The sequence below is a fragment of the Pollutimonas subterranea genome (genome assembly GCF_002849655.1).
Lineage (GTDB): Bacteria > Pseudomonadota > Gammaproteobacteria > Burkholderiales > Burkholderiaceae_B > Pollutimonas > Pollutimonas subterranea.
The window spans coordinates 103,426-127,897 of sequence record NZ_PDNW01000006.1 but is presented as its reverse complement, the minus strand read 5'-3'; the positions used below and the strand labels follow the sequence as shown (position 1 = coordinate 127,897).

At 60.2% G+C, this 24,472-nt stretch carries 25 protein-coding genes; 14 read left to right on the top strand and 11 right to left on the bottom strand.

Annotation, left to right across the window (positions count from 1 at the left end; genetic code table 11):
• The first annotated feature begins 5 nt into the window (after window positions 1-5).
• Window positions 6-1,004 carry an NAD(P)H-quinone oxidoreductase gene (locus CR159_RS09305; RefSeq protein ID WP_102073736.1) on the top strand — a complete coding sequence of 333 codons (999 nt, stop codon included), beginning with the start codon at window positions 6-8 and terminating at the stop codon, window positions 1,002-1,004.
• Window positions 1,004-1,765, top strand: a complete 762-nt coding sequence (locus CR159_RS09300) for an SDR family oxidoreductase (RefSeq protein WP_102073735.1) — start codon at window positions 1,004-1,006, stop codon at window positions 1,763-1,765. The genes CR159_RS09305 and CR159_RS09300 overlap by 1 nt, the downstream gene beginning before the upstream one ends.
• Before the next feature lie 450 nt (window positions 1,766-2,215).
• Here CR159_RS09300 and CR159_RS21815 read toward each other — a convergent pair whose 3' ends face one another.
• On the bottom strand, window positions 2,216-2,536 hold the full coding sequence (locus tag CR159_RS21815) for a transposase (protein WP_102073734.1): 321 nt from the start codon (window positions 2,534-2,536) through the stop codon (window positions 2,216-2,218).
• Window positions 2,537-2,777: 241 nt separating this feature from the next.
• Here CR159_RS21815 and CR159_RS22155 point away from each other — a divergent pair, with 241 nt between their 5' ends.
• Window positions 2,778-4,391, top strand: a complete 1,614-nt coding sequence (locus CR159_RS22155; RefSeq protein ID WP_102073733.1) for a methyl-accepting chemotaxis protein — start codon at window positions 2,778-2,780, stop codon at window positions 4,389-4,391.
• Between the two features lie 16 nt (window positions 4,392-4,407).
• Here the strand turns inward: CR159_RS22155 and CR159_RS09285 are convergent, their stop codons facing one another.
• The 7 genes from CR159_RS09285 to CR159_RS09255 form a co-directional block, all read right to left on the bottom strand.
• A complete protein-coding gene (locus CR159_RS09285; protein WP_102073732.1) occupies window positions 4,408-5,580 on the bottom strand; it encodes an acyl-CoA dehydrogenase family protein in 1,173 nt (390 codons plus the stop codon).
• A 168-nt stretch (window positions 5,581-5,748) separates the two neighbouring features.
• Entirely contained in the window at window positions 5,749-6,111 is a 363-nt protein-coding gene (locus CR159_RS09280) for a hypothetical protein (RefSeq protein ID WP_102073731.1), read from the bottom strand.
• Between the two features lie 531 nt (window positions 6,112-6,642).
• Complete coding sequence (locus CR159_RS21565) at window positions 6,643-6,975, bottom strand: hypothetical protein (protein ID WP_158238528.1); 333 nt, start codon at window positions 6,973-6,975, stop codon at window positions 6,643-6,645.
• A 12-nt stretch (window positions 6,976-6,987) separates the two neighbouring features.
• A complete protein-coding gene (locus tag CR159_RS09270) occupies window positions 6,988-7,479 on the bottom strand; it encodes a GFA family protein (protein ID WP_102073730.1) in 492 nt (163 codons plus the stop codon).
• A 7-nt stretch (window positions 7,480-7,486) separates the two neighbouring features.
• Window positions 7,487-7,672: a hypothetical protein gene (locus CR159_RS09265; protein WP_102073729.1), complete on the bottom strand. Its 186-nt coding sequence runs from the start codon at window positions 7,670-7,672 to the stop codon at window positions 7,487-7,489.
• 39 nt (window positions 7,673-7,711) lie between these two features.
• Window positions 7,712-8,266, bottom strand: a complete 555-nt coding sequence (thpR, locus tag CR159_RS09260; RefSeq protein ID WP_158238527.1) for an RNA 2',3'-cyclic phosphodiesterase — start codon at window positions 8,264-8,266, stop codon at window positions 7,712-7,714.
• A gap of 72 nt (window positions 8,267-8,338) precedes the next feature.
• Window positions 8,339-9,457 (bottom strand): NADH:flavin oxidoreductase/NADH oxidase, encoded by a 1,119-nt coding sequence (locus CR159_RS09255; RefSeq protein ID WP_102073727.1) that lies wholly within the window; start codon window positions 9,455-9,457, stop codon window positions 8,339-8,341.
• Window positions 9,458-9,612: 155 nt separating this feature from the next.
• On the opposite strand from CR159_RS09255, the gene argE reads away from it, so the two are divergent.
• The 9 genes from argE (at window position 9,613) to CR159_RS09210 (ending at window position 19,964) form a co-directional block, all read left to right on the top strand.
• A complete protein-coding gene (gene argE, locus CR159_RS09250; RefSeq protein WP_199173277.1) occupies window positions 9,613-10,761 on the top strand; it encodes an acetylornithine deacetylase in 1,149 nt (382 codons plus the stop codon).
• A gap of 120 nt (window positions 10,762-10,881) precedes the next feature.
• The gene (locus CR159_RS09245; protein WP_439650513.1) at window positions 10,882-12,435 is read left to right on the top strand and encodes an ABC transporter substrate-binding protein; all 1,554 of its coding nucleotides are present in this window, start codon (window positions 10,882-10,884) and stop codon (window positions 12,433-12,435) included.
• A gap of 85 nt (window positions 12,436-12,520) precedes the next feature.
• Window positions 12,521-13,492, top strand: coding sequence for an ABC transporter permease (locus CR159_RS09240; RefSeq protein ID WP_102073724.1), 972 nt, complete (start codon window positions 12,521-12,523; stop codon window positions 13,490-13,492).
• 13 nt (window positions 13,493-13,505) lie between these two features.
• Window positions 13,506-14,423: an ABC transporter permease gene (locus CR159_RS09235; protein WP_102073723.1), complete on the top strand. Its 918-nt coding sequence runs from the start codon at window positions 13,506-13,508 to the stop codon at window positions 14,421-14,423.
• A 9-nt stretch (window positions 14,424-14,432) separates the two neighbouring features.
• Entirely contained in the window at window positions 14,433-16,169 is a 1,737-nt protein-coding gene (locus tag CR159_RS09230) for a dipeptide ABC transporter ATP-binding protein (RefSeq protein WP_102073722.1), read from the top strand.
• Between the two features lie 193 nt (window positions 16,170-16,362).
• A complete protein-coding gene (locus tag CR159_RS09225) occupies window positions 16,363-16,611 on the top strand; it encodes a GlsB/YeaQ/YmgE family stress response membrane protein (protein WP_102073721.1) in 249 nt (82 codons plus the stop codon).
• Between the two features lie 123 nt (window positions 16,612-16,734).
• A complete protein-coding gene (locus tag CR159_RS09220) occupies window positions 16,735-17,103 on the top strand; it encodes a YkvA family protein (protein ID WP_102073720.1) in 369 nt (122 codons plus the stop codon).
• Window positions 17,096-18,562 carry a DUF2868 domain-containing protein gene (locus tag CR159_RS09215; RefSeq protein WP_102073719.1) on the top strand — a complete coding sequence of 489 codons (1,467 nt, stop codon included), beginning with the start codon at window positions 17,096-17,098 and terminating at the stop codon, window positions 18,560-18,562. The genes CR159_RS09220 and CR159_RS09215 overlap by 8 nt, the downstream gene beginning before the upstream one ends.
• A complete protein-coding gene (locus CR159_RS09210; protein WP_102073718.1) occupies window positions 18,549-19,964 on the top strand; it encodes a GTPase/DUF3482 domain-containing protein in 1,416 nt (471 codons plus the stop codon). The genes CR159_RS09215 and CR159_RS09210 overlap by 14 nt, the downstream gene beginning before the upstream one ends.
• Here the strand turns inward: CR159_RS09210 and CR159_RS09205 are convergent.
• The 3 genes from CR159_RS09205 to CR159_RS09195 form a co-directional block, all read right to left on the bottom strand.
• Window positions 19,951-20,457: a TPM domain-containing protein gene (locus tag CR159_RS09205; protein WP_102073717.1), complete on the bottom strand. Its 507-nt coding sequence runs from the start codon at window positions 20,455-20,457 to the stop codon at window positions 19,951-19,953. The two genes, CR159_RS09210 and CR159_RS09205, sit on opposite strands and share 14 nt — an antisense overlap.
• Before the next feature lie 27 nt (window positions 20,458-20,484).
• Window positions 20,485-21,363 (bottom strand): TPM domain-containing protein, encoded by an 879-nt coding sequence (locus tag CR159_RS09200; RefSeq protein WP_102073809.1) that lies wholly within the window; start codon window positions 21,361-21,363, stop codon window positions 20,485-20,487.
• A 97-nt stretch (window positions 21,364-21,460) separates the two neighbouring features.
• Complete coding sequence (locus tag CR159_RS09195) at window positions 21,461-22,072, bottom strand: LemA family protein (protein ID WP_102073808.1); 612 nt, start codon at window positions 22,070-22,072, stop codon at window positions 21,461-21,463.
• Between the two features lie 275 nt (window positions 22,073-22,347).
• Between CR159_RS09195 and CR159_RS09190 the strand changes: the two genes are divergently transcribed.
• A complete protein-coding gene (locus tag CR159_RS09190; protein WP_102073716.1) occupies window positions 22,348-23,766 on the top strand; it encodes a DEAD/DEAH box helicase in 1,419 nt (472 codons plus the stop codon).
• 42 nt (window positions 23,767-23,808) lie between these two features.
• Window positions 23,809-24,438: a LysE family transporter gene (locus tag CR159_RS09185; protein WP_102073715.1), complete on the top strand. Its 630-nt coding sequence runs from the start codon at window positions 23,809-23,811 to the stop codon at window positions 24,436-24,438.
• Window positions 24,439-24,472: the final 34 nt, after the last annotated feature.

The following is a 24,472-nucleotide window of genomic DNA, read 5'->3' as shown; positions in this document are numbered from 1 at the left end:
ATACTATGACTTCTACCTTCAAATTCATCGACCATGGCAAGGGCGGCGCATCCGCCTGCATGCAAATCGCTGTTCGCGATCGACCACAGCCTGCGGGCCGGCAAGTCCTTATCGACGTGCATTATGCGGGCGTGAACCGTCCCGACGTCCTGCAGCGATCCGGCTCTTATCCGCCGCCGCCCGGGGCTTCACCCTACTTGGGGCTGGAGGTGTCCGGCATGATCGCGGCAGTCGGTCCCGACGTGCAAGACCGCAAGGTCGGTGACGCCGTTTGCGCTCTGACGCCGGGGGGTGGCTACGCCGAGTATTGCCTCGCGGACGAACGCCACTGCCTGCCTGTACCGAAAGGGATGGACATGCTCAGTGCGGCGTGTATTCCCGAAAATTACTTCACCGTCTGGACCAATGTGTTCGAGCGCGGCAAATTACGCAACGGCGAAAAATTCCTGGTTCATGGCGGTTCCAGCGGCATAGGCCTGACAGCCATCCAGCTTGCCAGCGAATTCGGCGCCGAAGTCTGGACGACCGTCGGCAATCAAGAAAAGGCCGACGCCTGCAAAAAGGCCGGTGCCGCGCATACCATTCTGTACAAGGAGCAGGACTTCCAGGATGTCATCCAGAAGGCCACCAAGAGCTACGGCGTGGATGTCGTCCTGGATATGGTCGGCGGCGACTATATCAACAAGAACATCCATACCCTGGCGCTCAATGGGCGGCTCGTGCAGATCGCATTCCTTGAAGGCAGCAAAAGCCAGATCGACGCCCTGCCCGTCATGACCAAGCGGCTGACTTTCACTGGTTCGACACTGCGTCCACGCAGTGACGAAGACAAGGAAAAAATAGCGCAAGCATTGTGCGAGCACGTTCTCCCGCTGATGGAGCAAGGCCGGTGCACGCCCATCATCCATGCCGTCTTTCCCCTGCACGAGGCGCCAAAGGCGCACGACCTTATGGAAAGCAGCCGGCATATCGGCAAGATTGCCCTGAAGATCAAGGATGCCTGATGAGACTCCATAATAAAGTGGCGCTGGTAACCGGCGCGCTGGGCGGCATCGGTTCGGCCATCGTAAGGGCGCTACTGGCCGAAGGCGCCCGCGTGGGTTTGGTCGACCTCAATGCCGAAGGAGGCAGGAACTTCGAAAAGGAACTGAAAGCAGCCGGTCATCACGTCGTGTATGTCAACGCCAATGTATCCAGCTTCGCCGAATGCGAAACCGCATTCAATACCGTCGCGGCCGAGCTCGGCGCAGTTGATATCCTGGTCAATAACGTCGGCATTTCGCCAAAGCAGGACGGCCGCGCACTGAAAGTATGGGAAATGCCCCCTGAAGAATGGGACACCGTGGTTTCCGTCAACCTGAGCAGCATGTTCTACATGACCCGCCTCGCGACTCCGGGCATGATCAAGAAACGCGAGGGCCGCATCATCAATATGTCGTCAGTCGCCGGTAAAGCGTACTGCGATATCGTCGCGGCGCATTATGCGGCCACCAAAGCGGCATTGATCGGTGCAACGCGCCACTGGGCGGGCGAGCTGGGCGACTACAACGTAACGGTCAATGCCCTGGCGCCGGGGCGCATCAGTACGCCGCTGCTGAAGATGGTGCCACAAGAGACCAACGATGCCGTCACCCAGGTTACGGCACTCAAGCGCTTGGGCACACCCGAGGAAGTTGCAGACGCCTGCGTGTTTTTCGCCTCTGACCAGGCTCGTTTTATTACCGGCCAGACCTTGGACGTTGCCGGCGGGTGGCTGATGACCTAGTGCATTTTTGGTCGAGGAGTTTACGAGGCTCGCTGCAGCGCAGAGGCGTTGGGGACGGCTTTTCGTTCTTGTGAAAGGCGGGTGTGTCGGGCTCTGTTCCGGCTTCGCGCGCTACGCCCCTGGCGTTGCCAGGGTACCCGTTCCGGTCAGCCCCATCGAGGCGACCGCGGAACTCGCCCGGTCGGGCCAGTGGCCCGACACCCGTCGGGCTCAAGCAGCCGCGGCCTTGCATCCTCGATGGGACTAACCGAAACGGCGTGCGCGAGGCGCCTGCACAGCCCCGACACACCCGCCTTTTTACATGTGCGAAGCTTGGACCAGCCCACTCACCACCGTGCACGTCAAGCCAGTAACGCATTCCGCTTCTAAGTCACGCCTGATCGCAAAGGCAAAGCGCAGACATTACTAGGGAACATCTGAATAGGTATCGCGAGGACACCGTTGGTCGCGTTATGGGCGTAACTCGGCCATCGTTCGCATCAAGGGCTTGCGCGCCCTCCACAAATTGGCCGCCGCAAATAGCGTCATCAATTCAGTCGTGTTCTTGGCCAAGCCGCGGTAGCGAACTTTTACATGGCCGAATTGACGCTTGATTACTCTGAACGGATGCTCGGCGAGTTTCCTATTGCGCAGTTGTATGGGGTGGGTGGAAGCAGTCCGGCGAGTAGGCGTGCGCCGCGTGCTGCCGAAGGGAAGCCGGGGGGTGTCGTCGGCCGCTGTCTGACCGAGGCAGACGCGGAAACAAGCACGCCGTGCCGGACTGCCCCCCATCCACCCCGTACAACGTCATCAGAACAGGACAGCGTCACTAAAGCGAACTGCCGTAAACACTTGAACCGAAAATGCTCTAGTGCGCAAGCTATGTATAGTTCAAAGGTATGTAAAGCTTACTAAATTTTACATACTAAATAGGCCAGTTAGCCGTAAACGACCTCATCTTTTCCCCGGACCCGCCGTAAACATCCGTAGAAACCCTAGCTAATCATAGCGGGGCACTCCCACGGAACTCCGGATGAACAATATCAATATCGGCACTCGCCTGATTGCCGCTTTCACCTTCATGCTGCTGCTTGTAGCCATTCTTTCCGGCATAGGGCTGTGGCGCATGCAAGCTTCCAGCGCCATGACCGACGACATCATCGAAGTCCGTTTGAAAAATGAACGGCTTATTGCCGAGTGGAACAAGGCCATTGCGCTGAACGGCGTGCGTACTGTCGCCGCTGCCAACACGACAAATGCCGCAGCGGCGCGCCGCTTCGAGGAGGATATGGCGAAGACCAGCGCGATCGTGAGCAAGCTGCAAGAAGCTGTCCATGCGAATGTCACGGATCCGCAAGGGGCCGAGCTGTTTAACGTAATCTTGCAGAAACGTGCCCAGTACCGCGATGCGCGCGCCGCGGCTTTTGACGCGCAATCCAAAGGCAACCCCCAGGCCACCGCCACTTTCATCGAGCGTGACATGCCTGTTCTACAGGGGGCTTATCTGCAAAGTGTGGATGACTTGCTCACCTTTCAAAAGACGTCGATCGACGACAACGCCGCACTGCTGGATTCCAATAATGCATTCGGACGGAATCTGCTGATAGGCGTGACTGTCCTGGCTGTATTGGCCGGCCTAGCCCTTGCCCTGCTTATCACGCGCTCCATTACCCAACCGCTGCAACGCGCACTGCGGCTGGCCCAAACCGTTTCCTCGCGCGACCTTACCGGCTCCGTCGACATTCAAGGCAAGGATGAAACCAGCCAGCTGCTGCATGCGCTCAAGCAGATGAACGACAGCCTGACCAGCGTTGTACTGGATGTGCGCAATGGCGCCAATTCCATTGCTACGGCATCGAGCCAGATCGCAGCGGGCAATCTGGACCTTTCATCGCGCACCGAAGAACAGGCCAGCTCGCTTGCCGAAACCGCGGCAACCATGGAACAGCTCACCACCACCGTCAAGCAGAACGCCGATAATGCCCAGCAAGCCTGTACGCTGGCCGAATCCGCCGCGCAGATCGCGGTCAAGGGTGGCGATGTGGTGGCTCAGGTCGTACAAACCATGGGCGACATCACAAGCTCGTCCAGGAAAGTGGCCGAAATCATCAACGTGATCGACAGCATTGCATTCCAGACCAACATCCTTGCATTGAACGCCGCGGTAGAAGCAGCGCGGGCAGGAGAACAAGGCAGGGGCTTTGCCGTGGTCGCGTCCGAAGTACGGTCACTGGCACAACGCAGTGCTTCAGCCGCCAAGGAAATCAAAGACCTGATCGACACATCGGTCTCGACGACAGAGGCCGGAAACCGGCTGGTCGCCGAAGCCGGTACGACGATGAATGAAACGGTCGCCAGCATCAAGCGTGTTACCGACATCATGGGCGAGATCACGTCAGCCAGCCATGAGCAAAGCGTAGGCATCGACGAAGTGAACAAGGCCGTAGGCCAAATGGACCAAGTTACGCAGCAAAACGCGGCGCTGGTGGAAGAAGCCGCGGCGGCATCAGCCAGCCTTCAAGAACAGGCCTCCAGCCTGGCCGATGTGGTTGCCACTTTCAAGCTTAGTACGCAGGCCGGCGCCGTGGCGGCGAAGCCGTTGCGTAAAGCCAGCGCAGGCGCCACGCAACGGTTGGGCTGGGCCTGACCCACAACCTGGAACGCTAGCTACGTACCGACTCCGCGTGGTTACGCAGCAATTGCCCGGCGATGATGAGCTTCTGGATCTCGCTGGTGCCTTCGTAAATGCGCAGAGCCCGGATCTCGCGATACAGCCGTTCAGCTGGGTTGCCGGACACAACGCCCAGGCCGCCAAACAACTGCACGGCCTTATCGATGACGCGCTGCGCCTCCTCGGTGGCGAACAGCTTGGCCATGGCGGCCACCCTGGATGTGCGGCCGCCCTCTACGTCCTTGACCCAGGCAGCCCGGTAGACAAGCAGTGCGGCCGCATCGATGGCCGTGGCCATGTCGGCCAGCTTGTCCTGCGTAAGCTGGAAACTGCTGAGGCTGGCACCGGAAATCTGGCGCTGCGTCACCCTCAGCAAGGCGTGATCCAGCGCGCGGCGCGCCATGCCGACGGCCGAGGCGCCCACACTTGAACGAAATACGTCCAGCACGCTCATGGCGATCTTGAAGCCATCCCCTTCCTGGCCGACAAGGGCGTCGGCAGGCAAGCGGCACTCGGTAAATCGCAAAGAGCCCAGGGGATGGGGTGCAATGACGTCGATGCTCGCGCTAATGGAAAAACCGGGATTGTCGGCCGCAACGATAAAGCAGGACAAGCCCTGGGCGCCTGCCCCTTCCTTCGTCCTGGCGAATACCACGTACTGGTGAGCCAGTCCGGCATTCGATATCCAGGTTTTCTCGCCATTCAAAAGCCAGTCGTTGCCGTCTTTGTGTGCCGCGGTCGACATGTCGGCGGGATTGGAGCCGGCCTCTTCCTCGGAAAGGGCGAACGCGGCGATGCGGTCACCCGCAATGACGCCCGGCAGCCAGTGTCGGCGCTGCTCATCGTTGCCGAACAGCGTAATGGCGGCACTGCCCAGGCCTTGCATTGCAAAGGTAAACTCAGCCAGGCCGGAGCGGCGTGCGAGGATATCGCGTACCAGGCACAGGCTGCGCGAGTCGAGCCGTCCGTCCAGCGACGCGGCATGTGCCAGCCAGCCTGCCGTTCCCAGTGCACTCACCATTTGCGGCGCGATCGCATACACATCGGCGCCCTCGTGCTCCTGCTGGATCAGTGACCGGAGGTCTTGCTCTGCAAACTGCTCGAGCGCCTTGAGTTCGCGATGCCGGGCATCAAAGAATGGCCATTTCAGTGTCTCGTCGAACATATTTCCTCTTTGGTTTTTTGTGGGAAGTCCTGTGCTTTGATCGCTGGACGATCATAACCCTTAGCAACGCGGCTGCCTTCTTCCTGACGCGCAGAGGTTGACGCGTCAAGAAGAAATCCTGGTATAGCGAGCGCGGCGGCAAATTACCTGGCGAGGCTGGGAGGCAATCTACTTATTGCCCTTCCCATTTTTATCCACCTTCCCGTCACCAGCACTCGTGCCCGGAGAAGTCGCATTCTTGGGCGCAATATCCACAGGCTCGCCGCCTATCTTCTTGCTGGCTTCGGTACTGTCGGTGGCACTCTGGGCTTTGGACTTATCATGCGACTTCATGCCTTCCCCCATCGTGGAGCCCGCAGTGCCCTGCCTGCCCGAACTGGCACTGGTACCGCCGAGGCTCTCCGCCTTGGGCGTCGGCGCCGTGGAAGGCGCCTGGGTGCTGGAACCACTACTCGTACTGCTCTGCGCATACACCGTCGGAACCACGGCGAACGGTATGGAACAGATCGCAATCGCTAAAAGCTTTCTCATGGAGATCTCCTGGTAGACGACCGAAAAGGTCCCGGAATCACGAGCAATTCCTGTTCCCTCGCCCACGACTTACCACCAAAAGCGATCCAGTTTCTTTGCCACTCATCTAGGCAAATCATCAACTAATCCGTTTACCCCAGTCCCGCAATCGGCCCGCCACCACAAACATCACCGCCTCAAACGACATCGCCCTAAACAACAACGCCCCAAACCGCCCATCACGAGGAGACGGGGGCTGGTGCGGGCCGGGCGAAATTTGAGCGCGCCGCGTCGGTGGGCTGGGTCAGGGGATAAAGGGCGCGCCTGTTTGAACGGCGCGCTTACGGGCAGCCAGTGGCTGCCCGTTGCCGTGAGTTCGCGCCCGCCCTGATCCAGGCCACCGACGCGGGTAGTCCTGGCGAAGCACAGGACCGCAGCGATATGGAGCCCGGCCCACACCAGCCCCCGGCGCCGGAGCAAGAATGCGTATAAGGCAATTCGAAAACGTACGTTCCTGGAGCGGAGCGAGAATGGGTATAAGCCGCAGGCCAGCTACTGGCCCGCCAGAGCCCAAACCGCCACCCCCAACGCCCCCGCCGCAACAACCACAGCCCCCACCGCCACCCGCTTCAGAAACACAATCTCCCGCTGCAACTGCGCAGCAGCCTTATCCACACTCTCCATCGTTTCCTTGAACTGCAAGGCCAGCCCTTTCACCGCTTCCGCATTCTGGCTCACCGCCCCCTGAAGCTCACGGATCTGTTGCGGCACCACCTCCTCCAGCTTTCCGCCCGGCGGCTTGGTCGTAAACATCGGCACTGCCGCGGAAACGATCTGCGTAATATAAGGAAGCGCTACCTTCAGCACTGGAAGAAAAGCTGCCATGGAAAGTCCTGTTCAACTCGATGTCAATCCCAGGCGCGCATGCCACTCGGCAATGGACTCTTGCGGAAACTCATCGAACAATTTATCGTCCGGGCCGGCCTGTACCTCGACCCACGACGCCTTGGAACCCAGCAACAAATGCGTATGTTCCGGCGGTATCGGCAGCGGCGTATCGATAGCCGAGGCAAAAGGATGAATCAGTTCAGGCCATTCGGGGCTGAATAACCAAAGCGCGCTCCCGCAACGTTTGCAGAAATGCCTTTCCGCGCTGCTGGCATGGGGCACTTTCTGCCCGGGCTCTATAAGCTTGGCATGATACACCGACACACTGGCGATACCCGTCACGTTCATCGTCTCGGCATCACCAGATAAGTTGATGGCGTAGCCGCCGCCACCCTGGGTCTTGCGGCATATGGAGCAATAGCAGCGCTGGTACGGATAGGGCGCCGAACTGGAAACCGTAAAACTTACAGCGCCGCAATGGCAGGATCCTTCGAGTTGCATCGCATCCTCATTTTTCTTTGTCGTTCTCATTACCCTCCTGCTTGCCGCTTTCCGGGCTGGGGTCTTGCAGGAACTTGCTCAGGTATTCGTCCTCGCGCTGGGGACGGTCATCCGTCGGGTCGGGCACTATCTTGTCCTTCGAATCGTCGGATTCCGGTTTTTTCTGATCTGGAGTCTTGGGCTGTTCGGGCATGAGAGGCCTCCATAAGGGTCATGTATCGCCCTGATTGAGTCAGCAAGCAAGGTGCCTGATGGGCAGCCGGACCAGTATCTCGTAGCGGGACCCGCCTTCGGCAGGACGCGACGCCACCAGTACGCACTGCTCCGGCGTCCACGACAAGGCGGGCCGCGAGAGCACGTCAAGTTCACATGGCCCGGCCTTGCGCAGCAAGGACACATGCGGCCTGAAGACGGATGCCGGACGTTCCCAACCGGCGCCTTCCAGATGCGACCACAAGCTGGCGTAGGCATCATCCAGCCACGGCACACGTTCGCCATCTTCCGAAGAGGGCCCCGCCCATACCACGCGCGGACCGGCAAAACGGCCAAAGCGCTTCAACTGCAGCGTGCCCACGGGCACCGTCCAGCCCGGTGCCGCCTGCACGAGTTCGTGTACCTTGTCCTCGGGGGTATTGCCCAGGAAGGCCAAGGTCATATGCAGGGCTTCAGCTTGCATCATGCGACCACCGCACAACGCATGCGCGTCACGCGCCCACGCCATGATCTCGTCGGCAGTTGCGGCCGAGGGCCACAAACCAAAGAACAGGCGCTGCGAAGTTTGATTCATCGTCATTCTCCATCGTATCAGTCGGTCGCTCCCGGCTCCGGCACCTGGACGCCCGTGCCGTACTTGTCGCGACTACCGCATGCCGAAGCTGGTTTCTCCAAAGACGCGATTCTTGCCAGTTGGCAATGCACGCCAGTATTGGGAAGGCCCCTCGACCTGGGCATCGAGCTCGGCGGCGGCATGCCATGCCCAGCGTGGATCATAGAGCGCTGCCCGACCCAGGGCGACCATGTCGGCCTGGCCGTGGGCGATGATGTCTTGCGCTTGCTGCGCGGTGGTGATCAGGCCGACCGCTATCGTAGGCAAGCCGACCTCGCGCTTCAGGGCCTGGGCGAGGTGAACCTGGTAGCCCGGACCCACTGGTATCTGCTGTGCGGGCGAGACCCCGCCACTGGACACATCGATCCAGTCGCAGCCCAGTTGTTTCACGCGTAATGCGAATTCGATCGTCTGATCCAGGGTCCAGCTTGGTACGGAGTCAACCCAGTCCGTGGCCGACACGCGTACGCCCAGGGCCATTCCATCCGGAATCGCAGCGCGCACGGCCTGGAAGACCTCGAGCGGAAAGCGCATGCGGTTTTCCAGGCTGCCGCCGTACTCGTCGCTACGCTGGTTTGCAATCGGGGACAGGAACTGATGCAGCAGATAACCGTGCGCGGCGTGCAGTTCTATGGCGTCCAGGCCCAGACGTACCGCGCGCTGTGCAGCGTCGACGAACGCCTGCTTGATGCCCGCCAGGTCGTCGATGGTCAGTGCGCGCGGCGGCGGCTCTCCTTCCTTGTGCGCCAGCGCGGACGGAGCCACCGGCAGCCACCCGCCCTTGTCCTGGGTGATAAGCTGGCCGCCGTCCCAGGGAGCGGCACTGGAAGCTTTGCGCCCGGCGTGCCCCAACTGGATGGCCAGCCGGACGCCCGACGTGGCGCGCAGCACCCTGACGACTTCGGCCAAAGCCGCTTCGTTATCGTCATTCCATAGTCCCAGGCATCCGGGCGTAATCCGCCCTTCTTCGGTAACCGCTGTCGCTTCAATGCACAAAAGCGCGGCGCCGCCCAGGGCAAGGCTGGAAAGATGGGCCATATGCCAGTTGCTGGCGTTTCCATCGACGGCTGAGTATTGGCACATGGGCGAAATAACGATACGGTTGGCCAGCGCGACGCCGCGCAACTTGATAGGGTCGAAAAGCTCGGACATTGATCTTCCTGAAAATTAAAAGGCTGCATAACTTGAAAAAAGCGATGGATCGTCGCAACTGTCACCCCGGGCATACCCCAACCCAAACCCATTGACGTGCAAACAGGCACTTCGCTAACATCGGCCACTACCCCCTGCCATCGGAGATCTCCGAAGTGAAGCCACAGTCCCTGGACATGATAACCAAGCTTGTCGGTTTCGATACCGTCTCACGCAACTCGAACCTGCAACTAATCCACTATATACGGGACTACCTTGCCGACCATGGCGTACAAAGTCACCTGGTCGGCAATGCCGAGGGAACCAAGGCAAATCTGTTTGCCACGGTCGGCCCGAACGTCGAGGGCGGCATTGTCCTGTCCGGCCACACCGACGTCGTACCGGTCGATGGGCAGCCCTGGACTACCGACCCGTTCGTCATCGAACAGAAAGACGGCCGCCTGTATGGCCGCGGTACCTGCGACATGAAGGCGTTTTCGGCCGTGGCCTTGTCCATGGTGCCCGACATGCTCAAGAAAGGCCTGAAGCGCCCCGTCCATTTTGCGCTCAGCTATGACGAGGAAATTGGCTGCTTCGGCGCGCCATCCATGATCGAGCGCCTGGTTACCGATATTGCCAAGCCCAGTGCAGTTATCGTGGGCGAACCCACCAGCATGCGTCCTATCGTCGCGCACAAAGGCATCGCCGCCCTGCGTACCACGGTCATCGGCCACGAAGCCCATTCCAGCCAGGTGCAGCGCGGCGTAAGCGCCGTCACCACGGCGGCACGGCTGATCACCTTCATCGACGACATGATGGCCGACAACAAGGCCAGCGCCGATCCGGATTGCCGCTTCGAGCCTCCCTATACCACGCTGCATGTTGGCGTCGTGCATGGGGGCACGGCCATCAATATTATTTCGCGCGAATGCTCATTCATCTGGGATATACGCGCCCTGCCCGGCGACGACTGGCGCACCTACCTGGACCGATTCCAGCACTATGCCGATACGCTGCTTCCCGCCATGCGGGCCATCGCCCCGGCAGCGGCCATCACGACTGAAATCATGGCCGACGCACCTCCTTTGCAAGACAAAGGCGGCGCCGCCCAGGAACTCATATTCAAGCTGTGCGGCCATACGCAGGGCGACGTGGTTCCATATGCCGCCGAAGCCGGCCAGTTCCAGGAGCGCGGCTTCTCCGTCGTGCTTTGCGGTCCCGGCTCCATCGATCAGGCGCACCAACCGGACGAATACATCGATATCTCGCAGGTGACTGCCTGCGAAAAGTTCCTGGAAGACATCACTGATCAATTATCACGGTAGTTCCATTCAACGCACGGCAGTCCTGTAACACGCGGCATTCCCATAAAAAAACCAGTGCAGGAGATCACAATGAAGTTCAAGCAACTCATCAAACACACCGCTATTGCGGCCACGCTCGCCATGAGCGTCGGCTTGACGCAATCGGTCGACGCCAAGACACTGCGATGGGCCTACCAGGGAGACATGATGTCACTGGACCCCATGGCGCTGAATGAAACGTTCACATTGGGATTCCAGAGCTGGTTTTACGAAACCCTTACCGCCTACGACAAAGACTTGAAGCTGGTTCCCATGCTGGCCGAAAAATGGGAAAACCCCGAGCCCACCAAATGGATATTCCATCTACGCAAGGGCGTGACATTTCATGACGGCACTCCTTTTACCGCCGACGATGTGATCTTTTCCTGGAAACGCAGCCAGACACCGGGCTCCGACATGAAGGCATACGGCGCCAAGGCGGCCGAAATCAAGAAAATCGACGATCACACGATCGAAGTCGTCACGCCTACGCCCAATCCCATTTTGCCCCGTGACTGGACTTTCCTGTACATCATGAGCAAGCAATGGGCCGAAAAGAACAAGACGGTTGAAGCCACCAATGTGAAGGGTGGCGAAAGCAACTACGCCAACCTGCACGAAAACGGTACCGGCCCGTTCATGGTGGTCGATCGCGCCCCCGACGTCAAAACCACGCTCAAGCGCTTTGATGGGTACTGGAACAAGAACATGCCCACCAATGTCACCGAAGTCGTATTCCAGCCTATCACCCAGGAATCGACTCGCGTTGCGGCATTGATTTCAGGCGAAATGGACATCGTTATCCCTGTGCCGGTGCAAGACTGGCCACGCCTGGAAAGTGAACCGAATGTCCAGGTCATGAACGAGCCTGAAGCACGCGCCGTCTTCATCGGCATGGATCAGCACCGCGACGAGCTGCTGTTCTCCAGCGTCAAGGGCAAGAACCCATTCAAGGACAAGCGAGTTCGCCAGGCCGTCAATCTTGCCGTCGATACCAAGGTCATCAACCAGAAAATCATGCGCGGCGCGGCGAATCCCCTGGGTACGCTCATCGCCGACAAGATCAACGGCTATGACGCATCGTTTGGCGCGCCCTACAAGACCGATGTCCAGAAAGCCAAGCAATTGTTGGTCGAAGCCGGCTACCCCGACGGCTTCAGCGTGCAGCTCGACTGCCCGAACGACCGCTATGTGAACGACGAGAAGGTGTGCCAGGCGGTAGCCAGCATGCTGGCGCGCGTCGGCATCAAGATCGATCTGCTGGCGCAAACCAAGTCCAAGTATTTTGCCAAGATACTGCTGCAGGCCGGTAACAACACCAGCATGTACATGCTGGGCTGGACGCCCAGTTCCATCGATGCGGCCAACGCATTGACCAACCTGGTCGGATGCCGCGACTCCAAGACCGCGACAGGCCAATTCAACCTGGGCGGCTATTGCAACAAAGAAATCGACGCCCTGACCGCCAAGATCGATGTTGAAACCGACCAGGCCAAGCGCAACGCCATGATCAAGGAAGCATTCACCATGCTTCACGACGACTACGGCTATCTGCCTTTGCACCAGCAACCGATGTCATGGGGCCTGCGCAAGGGAATCACGGTCGCACAGCGCGCCGACGACGTGCTGGACATCCGCAACGTGGTCATGCCTTGAGCCGTCCGTAACGAGGACACCGCCCGCAAGCTGAACAGGCTTGCGGGCAGTTCAGCGCCCCGCTCCATACTGAAAGCTCATCCACATGCTCAATTTCATTGCCCGGCGGATCCTCCAGTCGATCTTCGTCATGCTCGCCGTGGGACTCATTGCGTTTGCAATGTTCCGCTACGTCGGCGACCCCATCAATAATATGGTGGGCCAGGACACAACCCTGGAGCAACGTGCCGAGATGCGCAAGCAACTGGGTCTTGATGACCCATTCCTCGTGCAATACGTCCGATTCATCGGCAATGCCGCACAAGGCGATTTCGGCGTTTCCTATCGCCAGCGGCGCCCGGTCAGCGATCTCATTGAAAGCCGTTTGCCCGCAACGCTCGAGCTGTCGCTGGTCTCGGCCCTGATGGCCTTGTTCCTGGGTATTCCCATGGGCATCTATACGGCCTTGAAACGCAATGGGGTGTTGTCGCGCAGTTTCATGGCCCTGTCGCTCATCGGCATATCGTTGCCCACCTTCCTGATCGGGATCCTGATGATCCTCGTCTTCGGCGTCATGCTCCGGTGGCTGCCCAGCTTCGGACGCGGCGACGTCGTGCAGCTGGGATGGTGGTCCACCGGCTTCCTGACCAAGAGCGGCTGGCAATCGCTGATCATGCCGGCCTTCACCCTGGCGTTGTTCCAGATGACGCTCATCATGCGGCTGGTGCGGGCTGAAATGCTGGAAGTCATGCAGACGGATTTCATCAAGTTCGCCCGGGCCCGTGGGCTGCCCGAACGCATGATCAATTTCCGCCATGCGTTGAAGAACACCCTGGTGCCCGTCATTACCATTACCGGTCTGCAACTGGGGTCCATCATTGCGTTTTCCATCATCACCGAAACCGTGTTCCAGTGGCCCGGCATGGGGCTGCTGTTCATACAGTCGATAGGCGCGGTCGATATCCCCGTGATGGCGGCCTACCTGTTACTGATCGCGTTCTTTTTCGTGATCATCAATCTTATTGTCGATTTATTGTATTTCGCTGTCGATCCACGATTGCGTGTACAGAGAAGCTAGAAGGTATCAACCAATGGCCCAAAATGCCTTCTCCCGCCTGTACCACAGCGACGTCGTCTACAGCTTCAGCCGTTCACCCACGGCCATCATTTCGGCGGTGGTGGCGCTCATCATCATCGTCGGCGCTGTCGGCGCGCCGCTGTTTGCACCGCACAACCCCTTTGACCTCTCCACGCTGGATTTGCTCGACGCCAATATCCCGCCGATATGGTCGGCCGACGGCGACCCGCGCTTCCTCCTGGGTACCGACGACCAGGGACGCGACATGCTTTCTGCCATTCTGTACGGCTCGCGCATTTCGCTGCTGGTCGGCTTCGCGTCGGTGCTGTTTTCGCTGCTCATAGGCGTCACGCTGGGTCTGATCAGCGGCTATGTGGGCGGGCGTGTCGACAGCGTGATCATGCGCATCGCCGACGTGCAGCTGTCGTTTCCCGCAATTCTCATTGCGCTGCTGATAGACGGAATCGCCCGCGGCTTGCTGCCCCGCGACTCCCAGGACAGTCTTTCACTGTACGTGCTCATTTTCGCCATTGGAATTTCCGGCTGGGTGCAGTATGCCCGCACCGTGCGCGGCGCCACCATGGTGGAGCGCAACAAGGAATATGTCCAGGCGGCCCGCCTGATCGGCATGCGCCCCTTCATGGTGCTGCGCCGCCATATTTTGCCCAATGTAATGGGTCCCGTCCTGGTCATTGCCACCATCCACCTGGCCGTCGCCATCATTACGGAGGCAACCTTGTCTTTCCTGGGCGTCGGCATCCCGCCTACGACACCCTCGTTGGGCACGCTTATCCGCATTGGCAACAGTTATCTGTTTTCGGGCGACTGGTGGATCTCCATTTTCCCCGGTATCGCGCTGGTCTTGCTGGCCTTGTCCGTCAATCTGCTGGGCGATTGGCTGCGCGATGCGCTCAATCCCAAGCTACGCTAAGGCATATCTATGGCACTGTTGGACATTGAAAACCTGCGCATCGAATTTTCCAGCCGGCGCGGTAACGTGGTCGCCATCCAGGACGTCAGCCTGTCACTGGAAAAAGGCGAGATCCTAGGCGTGGTCGGCGAATCCGGCGCCGGCAAGTCCACCATAGGCAATGCGGTGATCGGCCTGCTTGAAGCCCCCGGCAAGATGACGGGCGGCGCCGTGCTGTTGAACGGAGAACGTATCGACAAGCTCTCGGCGCCGGCATTCCGCCTGGTGCGCGGGCGGCGCATAGGCATGATCTTCCAGGATCCGCTGACTTCCCTCGATCCTTTGCAGACCATCGGCCAACAGCTGGTCGAGACGATGCAGGTGCATCTGCAGCTGAGCCAGCAACAAGCCTCGGCGCGGGCTATTGAACTGCTCGAAAACGTGGGCATCGAACAAGCGCGCATACGCCTGCAACACTATCCTCACCAGTTCTCCGGCGGCATGCGCCAGCGCGTGGTCATCGCACTGGCCTTGTGTTGCGAACCGGAAGTCATCATTGCCGATGAGCCGACCACGGCATTGGACGTCTCCATCCAGGCGCAGATCCTCGACCTATTGCGCAAGCTATGCAAGGAAAAGCAGGTCGGCATGATCCTGATCACGCACGATATGGGTGTGATTGCCGAGGTTACCGACCGGGTTGCTGTCCTGTACCACGGCAAGCTGGTCGAGGAAGGTCCCACAAAAAGCTTGCTGGGCAACCCGCAACACCTCTATACCAAGAGCCTGATCTCGGCAGTGCCCCGTTCGGACATCAAATTGCGGCGCTTTCCGATGGTCACTTACATCGAAGATGTGCTTGCGCCAGCCCAGCAAGGCAACCTGGCGATTGCGACGCGCTGGATGGGCGAGCATCGCGACTATGGGGCAAGCTCGGACCAGCCGCTACTGCAGGTGGAAAACCTGAGCATGCGCTTTGTACTGAAGAATGCCTTTCGCAAACAGAACCGGATCATGCTCGACGCCGTAAAAAACGTCAGCTTTTCCATCAAGGCCGGCGAAGTATTCGGCCTGGTGGGTGAATCCGGCTCCGGCAAGTCGACGATCGCACGCCTGATCGCGGGACTGTATCAAACCACCAACGGCTCGGTCATTTTCAATGGCGTCAACGTCACACAACTTACCGACGCCAAGACGACAAACGCCTTCCGGCGCCAGATACAAATGGTGTTCCAGGATCCCTTTTCGTCCCTGAATCCGCGTATGCGCATCCTGGACATCGTGGCCGAACCCATACGGTTTCACAAGCTCGCCACGACCGAAGCGTTGACACGTCAGATCGTAAGCGGCCTGCTCGACTACGTGGGCCTGGGCGACCAGGCACTGTTGCGTTTTCCACACGAATTTTCCGGCGGCCAGCGACAACGTATCTGCATCGCACGCGCGCTGGCAACCCGTCCACGCTTTCTTATTTGCGATGAACCCACTTCCGCCCTGGACGTTTCCATACAAGCACAAATTCTCAATCTGCTGAAAGACCTTCAGGAATCGCTGGGCCTGACGATACTGTTCATCAGCCACGACCTGCCCGTCATACGGCAGATGTGCGATCGCGTGGGTGTGATGCGCCACGGAGAGCTGCTGGAAGTCGCCGAAACCGAGACACTGTTTTCCAACGCCCGGCATGACTACAGCAAGCAACTGCTTTCGCTTATGCCCAGCCTGGATTTCCTCTCGCGCGAAGGCCTCGACGTCGAGGCGGGCTAGTCCAGCCGGCACTCGACCGCAGCACCGCCTGTTACACCGTCACGATCCTTTAACGTTTGGACACCAAAATAACGGCGGTGTGCTGGACGCCTATCGGCGTCCTCCCTATGATTAACGCATCCAGGCTGCGCTTGCCTGGCGCAGGAAATGCTTCAACGCGCACCTCCGTTCAACTTTTATAGGATAAATCGCCATGGGCATTATCGGCATGATCGTAGTGGGTTTTATTGTCGGTCTGATCGCAAGGGCAATCATGCCGGGCGAACAGAAGCTAGGAATCATTTTGACCATCATCCTCGGGATTGTCGGCGCCCTCGTGGCAGGCTTCCTGGGTAGCGCACTCGGCTTATATCAACAAGGAGAACCTGCAGGCTGGATCGCCTCTGTCGTAGGCGCGATTATCGTGCTGTTCATCTACGGAATGATCGCCAAGAAACGGTGACCGAGGTTGCCCCGCAAGTTGGGGCGTCTGCAGACCGGTAATCCAGAGGCACCCCGATACATCGGGGTGCCTCTGCTTTTGTCTACAATATGATATCCGCTCACCCAGCCGCCCGGAGGCTATATGGACCACTCGCGATACAGGACCGAATACACGCCGCAGCGTTTTTGGCAAAAGCTGGCGCCACTTGCGAAGTTGGCCGGCCGTGGCACGCTGGAAAAGGCACTCTATCTGTACTATGCCGTGCAGAACGAGCACACGCCAAAATGGGCCAAGCGTGTCATTTATGGCGCCCTGGGCTATTTCATTTTGCCGCTCGACGCCATTCCGGACCTTGCGCCCCTCATCGGCTACACCGATGACCTCAGCGTCATGGCCGCAGCCCTGGCAACCGTAGCGTTCTACATCACTCCCGAAGTCAAGGAGCAGGCCCACCGCAAGCTGGACGTATGGTTCCGCAAGCCCGGCTCCCGTGCCTACACGGATGCCTGACGGGCCGAAACAGGCGCCGCCGCATGTGCCCGGCTTTGTCGACTACTGGCAGGCCGAAACGCTGCGCATGCGCGAAGCCTTGTCTGGTCCCCTGGAGGACGCCGGCGAGGTACGCCACGCGCGTGCGCAAGGTACCAGCCACTCGCACAAAATTCTGTTGCGCGCGCAGTTGCTTGGCAGGCGCGAGGGTATCGGCCAGCTCATTGCAAAATGGATACAGGGTGCCAGGCTTGCGCTGCTGGGCCTGCTGATGGCTGCCTTGTTGGCCGGCGCGGCGGCCGCCTCCGGCGCATTGGGCGACGGCAGCCGCTCTGTCAACGTATTGCTGGCTCTCGCTGCCTTGTTGGGTCTCAATTTGCTGGCCTTCGTATTTTGGCTGGCCAGCTTTTTTGTCCAGTCGGGCACCAGCGGCTCTTACCTGGGTGAACTATGGCTGTGGCTGACGCGCAAGCTCGCGCGCGGCCCGGATGCCGCCCTGGTTCCGCGCGCACTCGTCGAACTGCTGGGGCGCAACAACGCCCTGCGCTGGTTGCTGGGCGGCGTCAGCCATGGCGTGTGGGCCGTTGCGCTACTGAGCACCGTGCTGACCCTGCTGGCCATGCTGTCGGCCCGGCGCTACGGTTTCAACTGGGAAACCACGCTGCTGTCGGCCGATACGTTTGTATCCCTGACCGCCGCCCTGGGCTGGCTGCCCTCGTTCCTGGGCTTTGCCGTGCCGCCCGAAGCCGTCGTGCGCGCCAGCAATGGCTTGCACGCGCTACCGGAATCAGCACGGATCCTGTGGTCAAGCTGGCTGATAGGCTGCGTCGTCACCTATGGGCTCATTCCGCGTGTGCTGGCCCTGGCCCTGGCTCTGTTCATGGGCCGCAGGAATGTGGCGGCCATCAAGCTGGATGAAAGCCTCCCCGGCTATGCCGAACTGCGCGACCGCCTGTCGCCCCTGAGCGAAAAGATGGGCACCGACGCACCCGGCGGCCCCGAGTTTCAGTCACGGATCCACCCGCAGCATCTTGGGCGATCCGAGCCGGACCAGCTGTTGCTGGCCGGCATAGAGCTTGCGCCCGATACGCCATGGCCGCCTGCGCCGCTGCCCGAACGCATCATCGACCTGGGGGTGATCGACACACGCTCGCAACGCAGCACACTGCTGGACCGGCTGCAACAACATCCGCCGCTACGATTGCTCGCGGTCTGCGATGCTCGGCAAACTCCCGACCGCGGCACGATCGCGCTGCTGGCCGATCTGGCCGGCCTTGCCGCACAGACACACATCCTCTTGCCGGTCAGTGCGACAACGGGCAACGCGGTGGAATCGCGGACCTCTACCTGGCATGACCGCCTCTCGGCGGCCGGCTTCTTACCGGAACAGCGGCACACGGACCATGGTGAGGCGCTGGCCTGGCTGGCCGGACCCCCGCAAGCCGCCACCGACGCAGGAGCGCCGCATGTCCGCACATGAGACACCATTGAAACTGGCCGTCGTCGGTCACACCAATACCGGAAAAACCTCGCTCTTGCGCACGTTGACCCGCGATCCGGGCTTTGGCGTGGTCGAAGACAGTCCCGGCACCACACGTCATGTCGAAGGCGCCCACCTGCTTGTCGATGGTTCAGTTACTGTAGAACTCTATGACACGCCCGGCATGGAAGATGGCATTGCCTTGCTGGACTACCTGGATCAACTGACCAAGCCGGGCGAGCGCATGGACGGGCCCGAACGCATACGCCGCTTCCTGGCAAGCCCCGAAAGCAAGCGCCGGTTCGAGCAGGAAGCCCGCGTGCTGAAAAAACTGCTGGACTGCGACGCCGGCCTGTACGTGGTCGACGTGCGTGACCCAGTGCTGGGCAAGCACAAGGATGAACTGGCCATACTCGCCAGTTGCGGCCATCCTCTCGTACCGGTACTGAACTTCACACACAGTCCCCAACAGCGACTGGCCACGTGGCGCGAAGCGCTCGCGCGGCTGGGCCTGCACGTCAGCGTAGAGTTCGATACGATTGCACCGGCCCTGGATGGAGAAACCCAGCTGTACGAAAAGCTCGCACTGGTCATGGACAGGCACTCCGGCTCGCTGCAAACGCTCAAGCACGACGTGGCACAACAACGCGAAATTCGCCGTCGCGACGCGATGCGCATGATTGCCGAGCTGCTCATCGATGTTGCGGCCTTGCACCTGGCCAGCGAACCCGGCCCGGAAGCCCTGGAGGCAAGCACCTTAACCTTGCGCAGGAATGTCCGGGCTCGCGAAAACTCGTGTGTACAGGCCTTGCTCAAACGCTATAACTTCAATCCGCGCGATTTTCCGGCGCATGCGCTACCGCTGGAGGGCGAACGCTGGGGCATGGATCTGTTTCATCCACAGGCGCTGAAAGATGTCGGCATCCATGTCAGCAAAGGCATGGCCGCCGGCGCCATGGCCGGCGCAACACTGGATGTATTCACCGCCGGCATCAGCCTGGGCGCGGCCACCTTGCTGGGCGCCGCCGCAGGAGGCCTGTGGCAGGGCGCCGACAAGCTGGGCAAGCGCATGGTCGGGCGCTTGAAAGGCTACCAGGAACTCAGCGTGGACGACGGCGTATTGCGCTTGCTGGCCATACGCCAGCTGGCCCTGGTGCACGCCCTGGAGCGACGCGGCCATGCCGCGCAGGGGCCGATACAGCTGGAGCCCTTGCCTGTCGGCGACGCCGCGGCGCCCGCCGATGGATCGCTGAAAACCTGGCGCAGCGACAGGCTTCCTGCCGAGCTGCTGGAAGCGCGCAGCCAGCCGCAATGGTCCAGCCTGGGTACACACTACGATGCCGGCGCGCGCCGCCCGCAAGCAATCCGCGCGCTTGCCGAGGAACTGTTCAAAGAAGCGTAGGGTCGTTGGGCAGGTCGTTTGTGTTGATGTAGCCTTGCGTCAGAGGCGGGCAACGGGTGCGCAGTATCACTTCAATATCGTCGATGGCCGCCAGTATGCCCGGCGCGTAGTCCTTGTTCCGCAGCCGCGTCCTCAGATTGATGCAGACCTGCTCCCACATTTCGTCGGTCGCGGCGATCGCGCGGTCGCTGACAATCTCGATGCGGTGCCTGTCCAGCGCCAGATAAAGCAGCACGCCCGTATTCAACGGAGTGTCCCACACCCGCAAGCGCCCGAACACTTCGAGCGCGCGGCAGCGGCTGTCGGGTTCATGTGCCGGGCTTACGGCTTCGATGGCCACCACCAGTTCGCCCGTATGATCGAGCTCGCTTTTCTTGATGCGATCGGCAATTTGTGCGAGAACCTCAGGCGTAAAGTGCTTGCGCCGCAGCCACTGGCCCTCTACGGTGGACCAGCCAGTCAATTGCTTCCACTTCCCACCATCTTGACGCACGTTTTCTCCTTGGTTTCATACCGCCAACTACCAACTTCCCGAAGCACCGCCACCACCACTGCCGCCTCCGCCGCCGCCGAATCCACCACCGCCGCCAAATCCCCCGCCACCGCCGAAGCCACCCAGCCCACCACCAAGGCCTCCGATGATGCCGCCGCGACGCGAAGCACGGGCCGCACTGCCACGGCCACCGGCGCCGAATTTGCGGCCTATGCGGCTCAGGATAAAGGCCGCCACGGCCGCCAGGAGGCTGAAGCCTACGCTGCCGAACATAAGGAAGACGAAAATGCCGGCCACCACGGCGGCGAATCCGGCAGGCATGAGCATGGTCATGAAAGCCAGCGGTGCAAGCATGACGACGGGAGAGTCGTCATTGGACGGCGAGTCGCTGCCGGCTGCGGGTGGCGGCAGCGGCTCGCCGTCCACCAGCTTGACGAGGCTTTCCACGCCGGCGGCCACACCGCCCCCGTAGTCGTCCTGCTTGAAGCGGGGCGTGACCTGTTCACGGATGATCCGCCCTGCGAGCAGATCCGGCACGGCTCCTTCCAGCCCATAGCCGACTTCGATGCGCAGGCGGCGGTCGTCTTTCGCCACCACGAAGAGAATGCCGTCATCGACTTTTTCACGGCCCAGGCGCCATTGATCGAATACACGCCGGGCATAGCTTTCTATGGTGTCTTCGCCGGTCGTGGGAACCATCAGCACGGCAATCTGCGCACCCTTGCGCTGTTCGAGGTCGGCCAGCACCTGCTCGAGATGGTCGCGAGTATTGGAATCCAGCGTACCGGTACTGTCGGTGACACGGCTTTTGAGCTCAGGAACAGCAGCCTGCTGCGCATGCGCCGGCGCGGCGAGCGGCGGCATCAGCGACACAAGCACCAACCCCGCCCACAATGCCAGCGACATGGCCAAGGCCTTGGCGCGAGATCCACACCACGAGAAAACTCCGGTCACCGATACGGCCATGGTTCATCCTTACGCAACGACAATGAAACTACGAGAACTACGGCTTAGCGGTTTCAGGCACCGAGAATTTCACCTCGGGATCCTTGATGATCTCATCCTGCCTGGAAACCCCATAGTTTTCGATGGTGTCATAACCGAAAATCTTGGCCGTGATGAGCGTCGGAAACTGGCGCACGATCAGGTTGTATTCCTGCACCGCCTGCACGTAGCGTCCGCGCTCGGTGGCAATACGGTTCTCGGTGCCCTCGAGTTGCGTCATCAGGTCGCGAAACAAGCCGTCGCTTTTAAGCTGCGGATAGTTTTCCGACACGGCAATCAAACGCGACAGCGCCGATGACAATTGCCCTTGCGCCTCGTTGAACCGTGCCATCACTTCGGGATTCTGAAGGTCGTTGGCACTGATTTGTATGCTGCCTACTTTGGATCGCGCTTCGGTGACTTGTGTGAGCACGGCCCGCTCGTTGACCATGTAGGCGTTGACCGAGTTGACCAGCTTGGGGACCAGTTCCGCGCGCCGCTCATACTGGTTCAAGGTCTGCGACCATGCCGTCTTGACCTGTTCATCAAGCCGCTGGATGTCGTTGTAGCCACAGCCGGCCAGCAATACGGACAGGCAGGGCAAGAGAATAAGCAGCAATATACGTTTCATCATCGGGAATCCAAAAAGGGCAACAACACAAATTACAGCAGTTTGTACAGGCCTTGCCAATATGCCTGAAATAGCCGCCATGTGCACAAAATCCGACGACATACGCAACGCCCCATCTTTTACGTTACAATGCTGGATTACGTGTCGCACCAGTCAACACGTGTCTTGCAAGCCATTCTGGTCTTGCCTGAGCTTTTTCGCTCTCAACTTCTTTTATCGTCTGCCTAGATTGGTATCTCTCAACTCGAGCGATAGGCTGTCGCTGGAGTTATTTCTTGAATACCCAAATTACATTTGCCTCCCTAGGGCTGGCAGAACCCCTTTTGCGTGCTGTCACCGATACCGGTTACGTGCACCCCACGCCCATCCAGGCCCAGGCCATTCCCCAAGTCATGTTGGGTGGCGACCTGTTGGCCGCTGCCCAGACCGGCACCGGCAAGACGGCAGGCTTCACCCTGCCCATTCTTCACCGCATGCTGCAGTCTGCTCCACAAAACCGCAAAGCCGGCCAACCCCGCGTGCTGATCCTGACGCCCACACGAGAACTGACGGCGCAGGTCGAAGAGTCCGTGCGCACCTATGGCCAGCATACGTCGATAGTCTCAATGGTCATGTTCGGCGGCGTCAACATCAATCCGCAGATCAAGGCGCTGCGCAAGCCCCTGGACATTCTGGTGGCCACCCCGGGTCGCCTGCTGGATCACGCACAGCAAAAGACCGTCGATTTGTCGGCCGTCGAAATCCTGGTGCTCGATGAAGCGGACCGCATGCTCGACATGGGTTTCATCCGCGACATCCGCCGTATTATTGCGCTGCTTCCCCGCACCCGCCAGAATCTATTGTTCTCCGCCACGTTCTCGGATGAAATCCGGGAGCTCTCCAAGGGCGTACTGAACAATCCGATCGAGATTTCGGTCGCGCGCCGCAACACCGCGTCAGAACTGGTCAAGCAAACCATGGTGATGACAGAACAGTCGCACAAGCGCGATCTGCTCAGTTATATCATCCGTGAAAGCGGCTGGCACCAAACGCTTGTGTTCACCCGCACCAAGCACGGCGCCAATCGCCTTGCCGAAAAACTCGTCAAAGATGGACTTGCCGCCGCGGCCATCCATGGCAACAAGAGCCAGGCCGCCCGCACACGCGCATTGGCCGAGTTCAAGGACGGAAAAGTTGCGGTTCTGGTGGCCACTGACATCGCTGCGCGCGGTATCGATATCGACCAGTTGCCGCATGTCGTGAACTTCGAGCTGCCCAACATCCCGGAAGACTATGTGCACCGTATCGGTCGCACAGGCCGCGCAGGCAGCGAAGGCTCGGCACTGTCGTTGGTCGACAAGACTGAAATCAAGTACCTGAATGCCATCGAGAAAGTCATCAAGCGTTCCATCGAGCGTACGACGATCGAAGGTTGGTCGGTCGACATGGTCAAGGCCGAGCCCGCACATGTGCGGGCCGACGACGACCGCCCGCGCCGTTCGAATGCTCCGCGTAAAAGCGCAGGCAATTCGGGCGCCAGGCCTGCCGGACGCGCGGGCGACGCCCGCCGTTCCACAGGTGGCCGCTCCGAAGGCGGTGCTGGTCGGCCCGCTGGTGCCGGCCGTCCCGCTGGCGCATCGACGGGGCAGCCGCGCCATCGTAGCGGCCCCTCGCGCAACGGCGACGGACAGCGCTCAGCCTTGCTGGGAAAATAAGGCGTACTATCTCAGGCTTCCCACCACGGCCGACACTACGCGATGTCTTTCAACACCTGGCTTGCATTCTTTGCCGCCTCCTGGGCGATTTCTTTCTCGCCCGGGCCGGGCGCCATCTCAGCCATGGCATCGGGCCTGAAATACGGTTTCAAGCGCGGCTACTGGACAACGATCGGCCTCATCCTGGGGATACTCGTACAGTTCGTGGTGGTGGCGGTGGGCCTGGGCGCCTTGCTGGCCGCATCCGAGCTGGCGTTTGGCGTTGTGAAGTGGCTGGGCGTCGGCTATTTGATCTACCTCGGATGGAAGCAATTTCGCACTGACGCCGCTCCCGTGGCGGTCGAGGCCGGCAGCGTCGCGCCTTTCCGCGTTCGCGATCTGGTCGCGCGCGGCTGTCTGATCAACATCACCAATCCCAAGGGAACCGTCTTTCTGCTGGCGGTCGTCCCCCAATTCCTGGACCTGTCACAGCCACTGACCTTCCAGTATGTTGTAATAGCCGCGACCTTGTGCTTTACCGACCTGGTCGCCATGGGCTGCTACACCACGCTGGCCGCGCGCGTGTTGAAGTTGTTGCGCAGTCCGCGGCACATCCGCTGGCTTAATCGCACCTTCGGCGCGCTGTTCATACTGGCCGGTACGGTTCTGGCCTCGTTCAGTCATCATAAATAACCCCTGGTGTTGCGATGGGCGACGGAACATCGGC

What these genes read in the sequence shown, in the direction of transcription:
- CR159_RS09245 (WP_439650513.1), top strand. Translation starts at nt 10,882, where the DNA reads ATGAGCGTCGGCTTGACGCAATCGGTCGACGCCAAGACACTGCGATGG.
- CR159_RS09225 (WP_102073721.1), top strand. Translation starts at nt 16,363, where the DNA reads ATGGGCATTATCGGCATGATCGTAGTGGGTTTTATTGTCGGTCTGATC.
- CR159_RS09300 (WP_102073735.1), top strand. Translation starts at nt 1,004, where the DNA reads ATGAGACTCCATAATAAAGTGGCGCTGGTAACCGGCGCGCTGGGCGGC.
- CR159_RS22155 (WP_102073733.1), top strand. Translation starts at nt 2,778, where the DNA reads ATGAACAATATCAATATCGGCACTCGCCTGATTGCCGCTTTCACCTTC.
- CR159_RS09255 (WP_102073727.1), bottom strand. Translation starts at nt 9,457, where the DNA reads ATGTCCGAGCTTTTCGACCCTATCAAGTTGCGCGGCGTCGCGCTGGCC.
- CR159_RS09285 (WP_102073732.1), bottom strand. Translation starts at nt 5,580, where the DNA reads ATGTTCGACGAGACACTGAAATGGCCATTCTTTGATGCCCGGCATCGC.
- thpR (WP_158238527.1), bottom strand. Translation starts at nt 8,266, where the DNA reads ATGAATCAAACTTCGCAGCGCCTGTTCTTTGGTTTGTGGCCCTCGGCC.
- CR159_RS21565 (WP_158238528.1), bottom strand. Translation starts at nt 6,975, where the DNA reads ATGGCAGCTTTTCTTCCAGTGCTGAAGGTAGCGCTTCCTTATATTACG.
- CR159_RS09270 (WP_102073730.1), bottom strand. Translation starts at nt 7,479, where the DNA reads ATGCAACTCGAAGGATCCTGCCATTGCGGCGCTGTAAGTTTTACGGTT.
- CR159_RS09305 (WP_102073736.1), top strand. Translation starts at nt 6, where the DNA reads ATGACTTCTACCTTCAAATTCATCGACCATGGCAAGGGCGGCGCATCC.
- CR159_RS09185 (WP_102073715.1), top strand. Translation starts at nt 23,809, where the DNA reads ATGTCTTTCAACACCTGGCTTGCATTCTTTGCCGCCTCCTGGGCGATT.
- CR159_RS21815 (WP_102073734.1), bottom strand. Translation starts at nt 2,536, where the DNA reads ATGGGGGGCAGTCCGGCACGGCGTGCTTGTTTCCGCGTCTGCCTCGGT.
- CR159_RS09230 (WP_102073722.1), top strand. Translation starts at nt 14,433, where the DNA reads ATGGCACTGTTGGACATTGAAAACCTGCGCATCGAATTTTCCAGCCGG.
- CR159_RS09215 (WP_102073719.1), top strand. Translation starts at nt 17,096, where the DNA reads ATGCCTGACGGGCCGAAACAGGCGCCGCCGCATGTGCCCGGCTTTGTC.
- CR159_RS09240 (WP_102073724.1), top strand. Translation starts at nt 12,521, where the DNA reads ATGCTCAATTTCATTGCCCGGCGGATCCTCCAGTCGATCTTCGTCATG.
- CR159_RS09220 (WP_102073720.1), top strand. Translation starts at nt 16,735, where the DNA reads ATGGACCACTCGCGATACAGGACCGAATACACGCCGCAGCGTTTTTGG.
- CR159_RS09235 (WP_102073723.1), top strand. Translation starts at nt 13,506, where the DNA reads ATGGCCCAAAATGCCTTCTCCCGCCTGTACCACAGCGACGTCGTCTAC.
- CR159_RS09200 (WP_102073809.1), bottom strand. Translation starts at nt 21,363, where the DNA reads ATGTCGCTGGCATTGTGGGCGGGGTTGGTGCTTGTGTCGCTGATGCCG.
- CR159_RS09195 (WP_102073808.1), bottom strand. Translation starts at nt 22,072, where the DNA reads ATGAAACGTATATTGCTGCTTATTCTCTTGCCCTGCCTGTCCGTATTG.
- CR159_RS09265 (WP_102073729.1), bottom strand. Translation starts at nt 7,672, where the DNA reads ATGCCCGAACAGCCCAAGACTCCAGATCAGAAAAAACCGGAATCCGAC.
- CR159_RS09210 (WP_102073718.1), top strand. Translation starts at nt 18,549, where the DNA reads ATGTCCGCACATGAGACACCATTGAAACTGGCCGTCGTCGGTCACACC.
- CR159_RS09280 (WP_102073731.1), bottom strand. Translation starts at nt 6,111, where the DNA reads ATGAGAAAGCTTTTAGCGATTGCGATCTGTTCCATACCGTTCGCCGTG.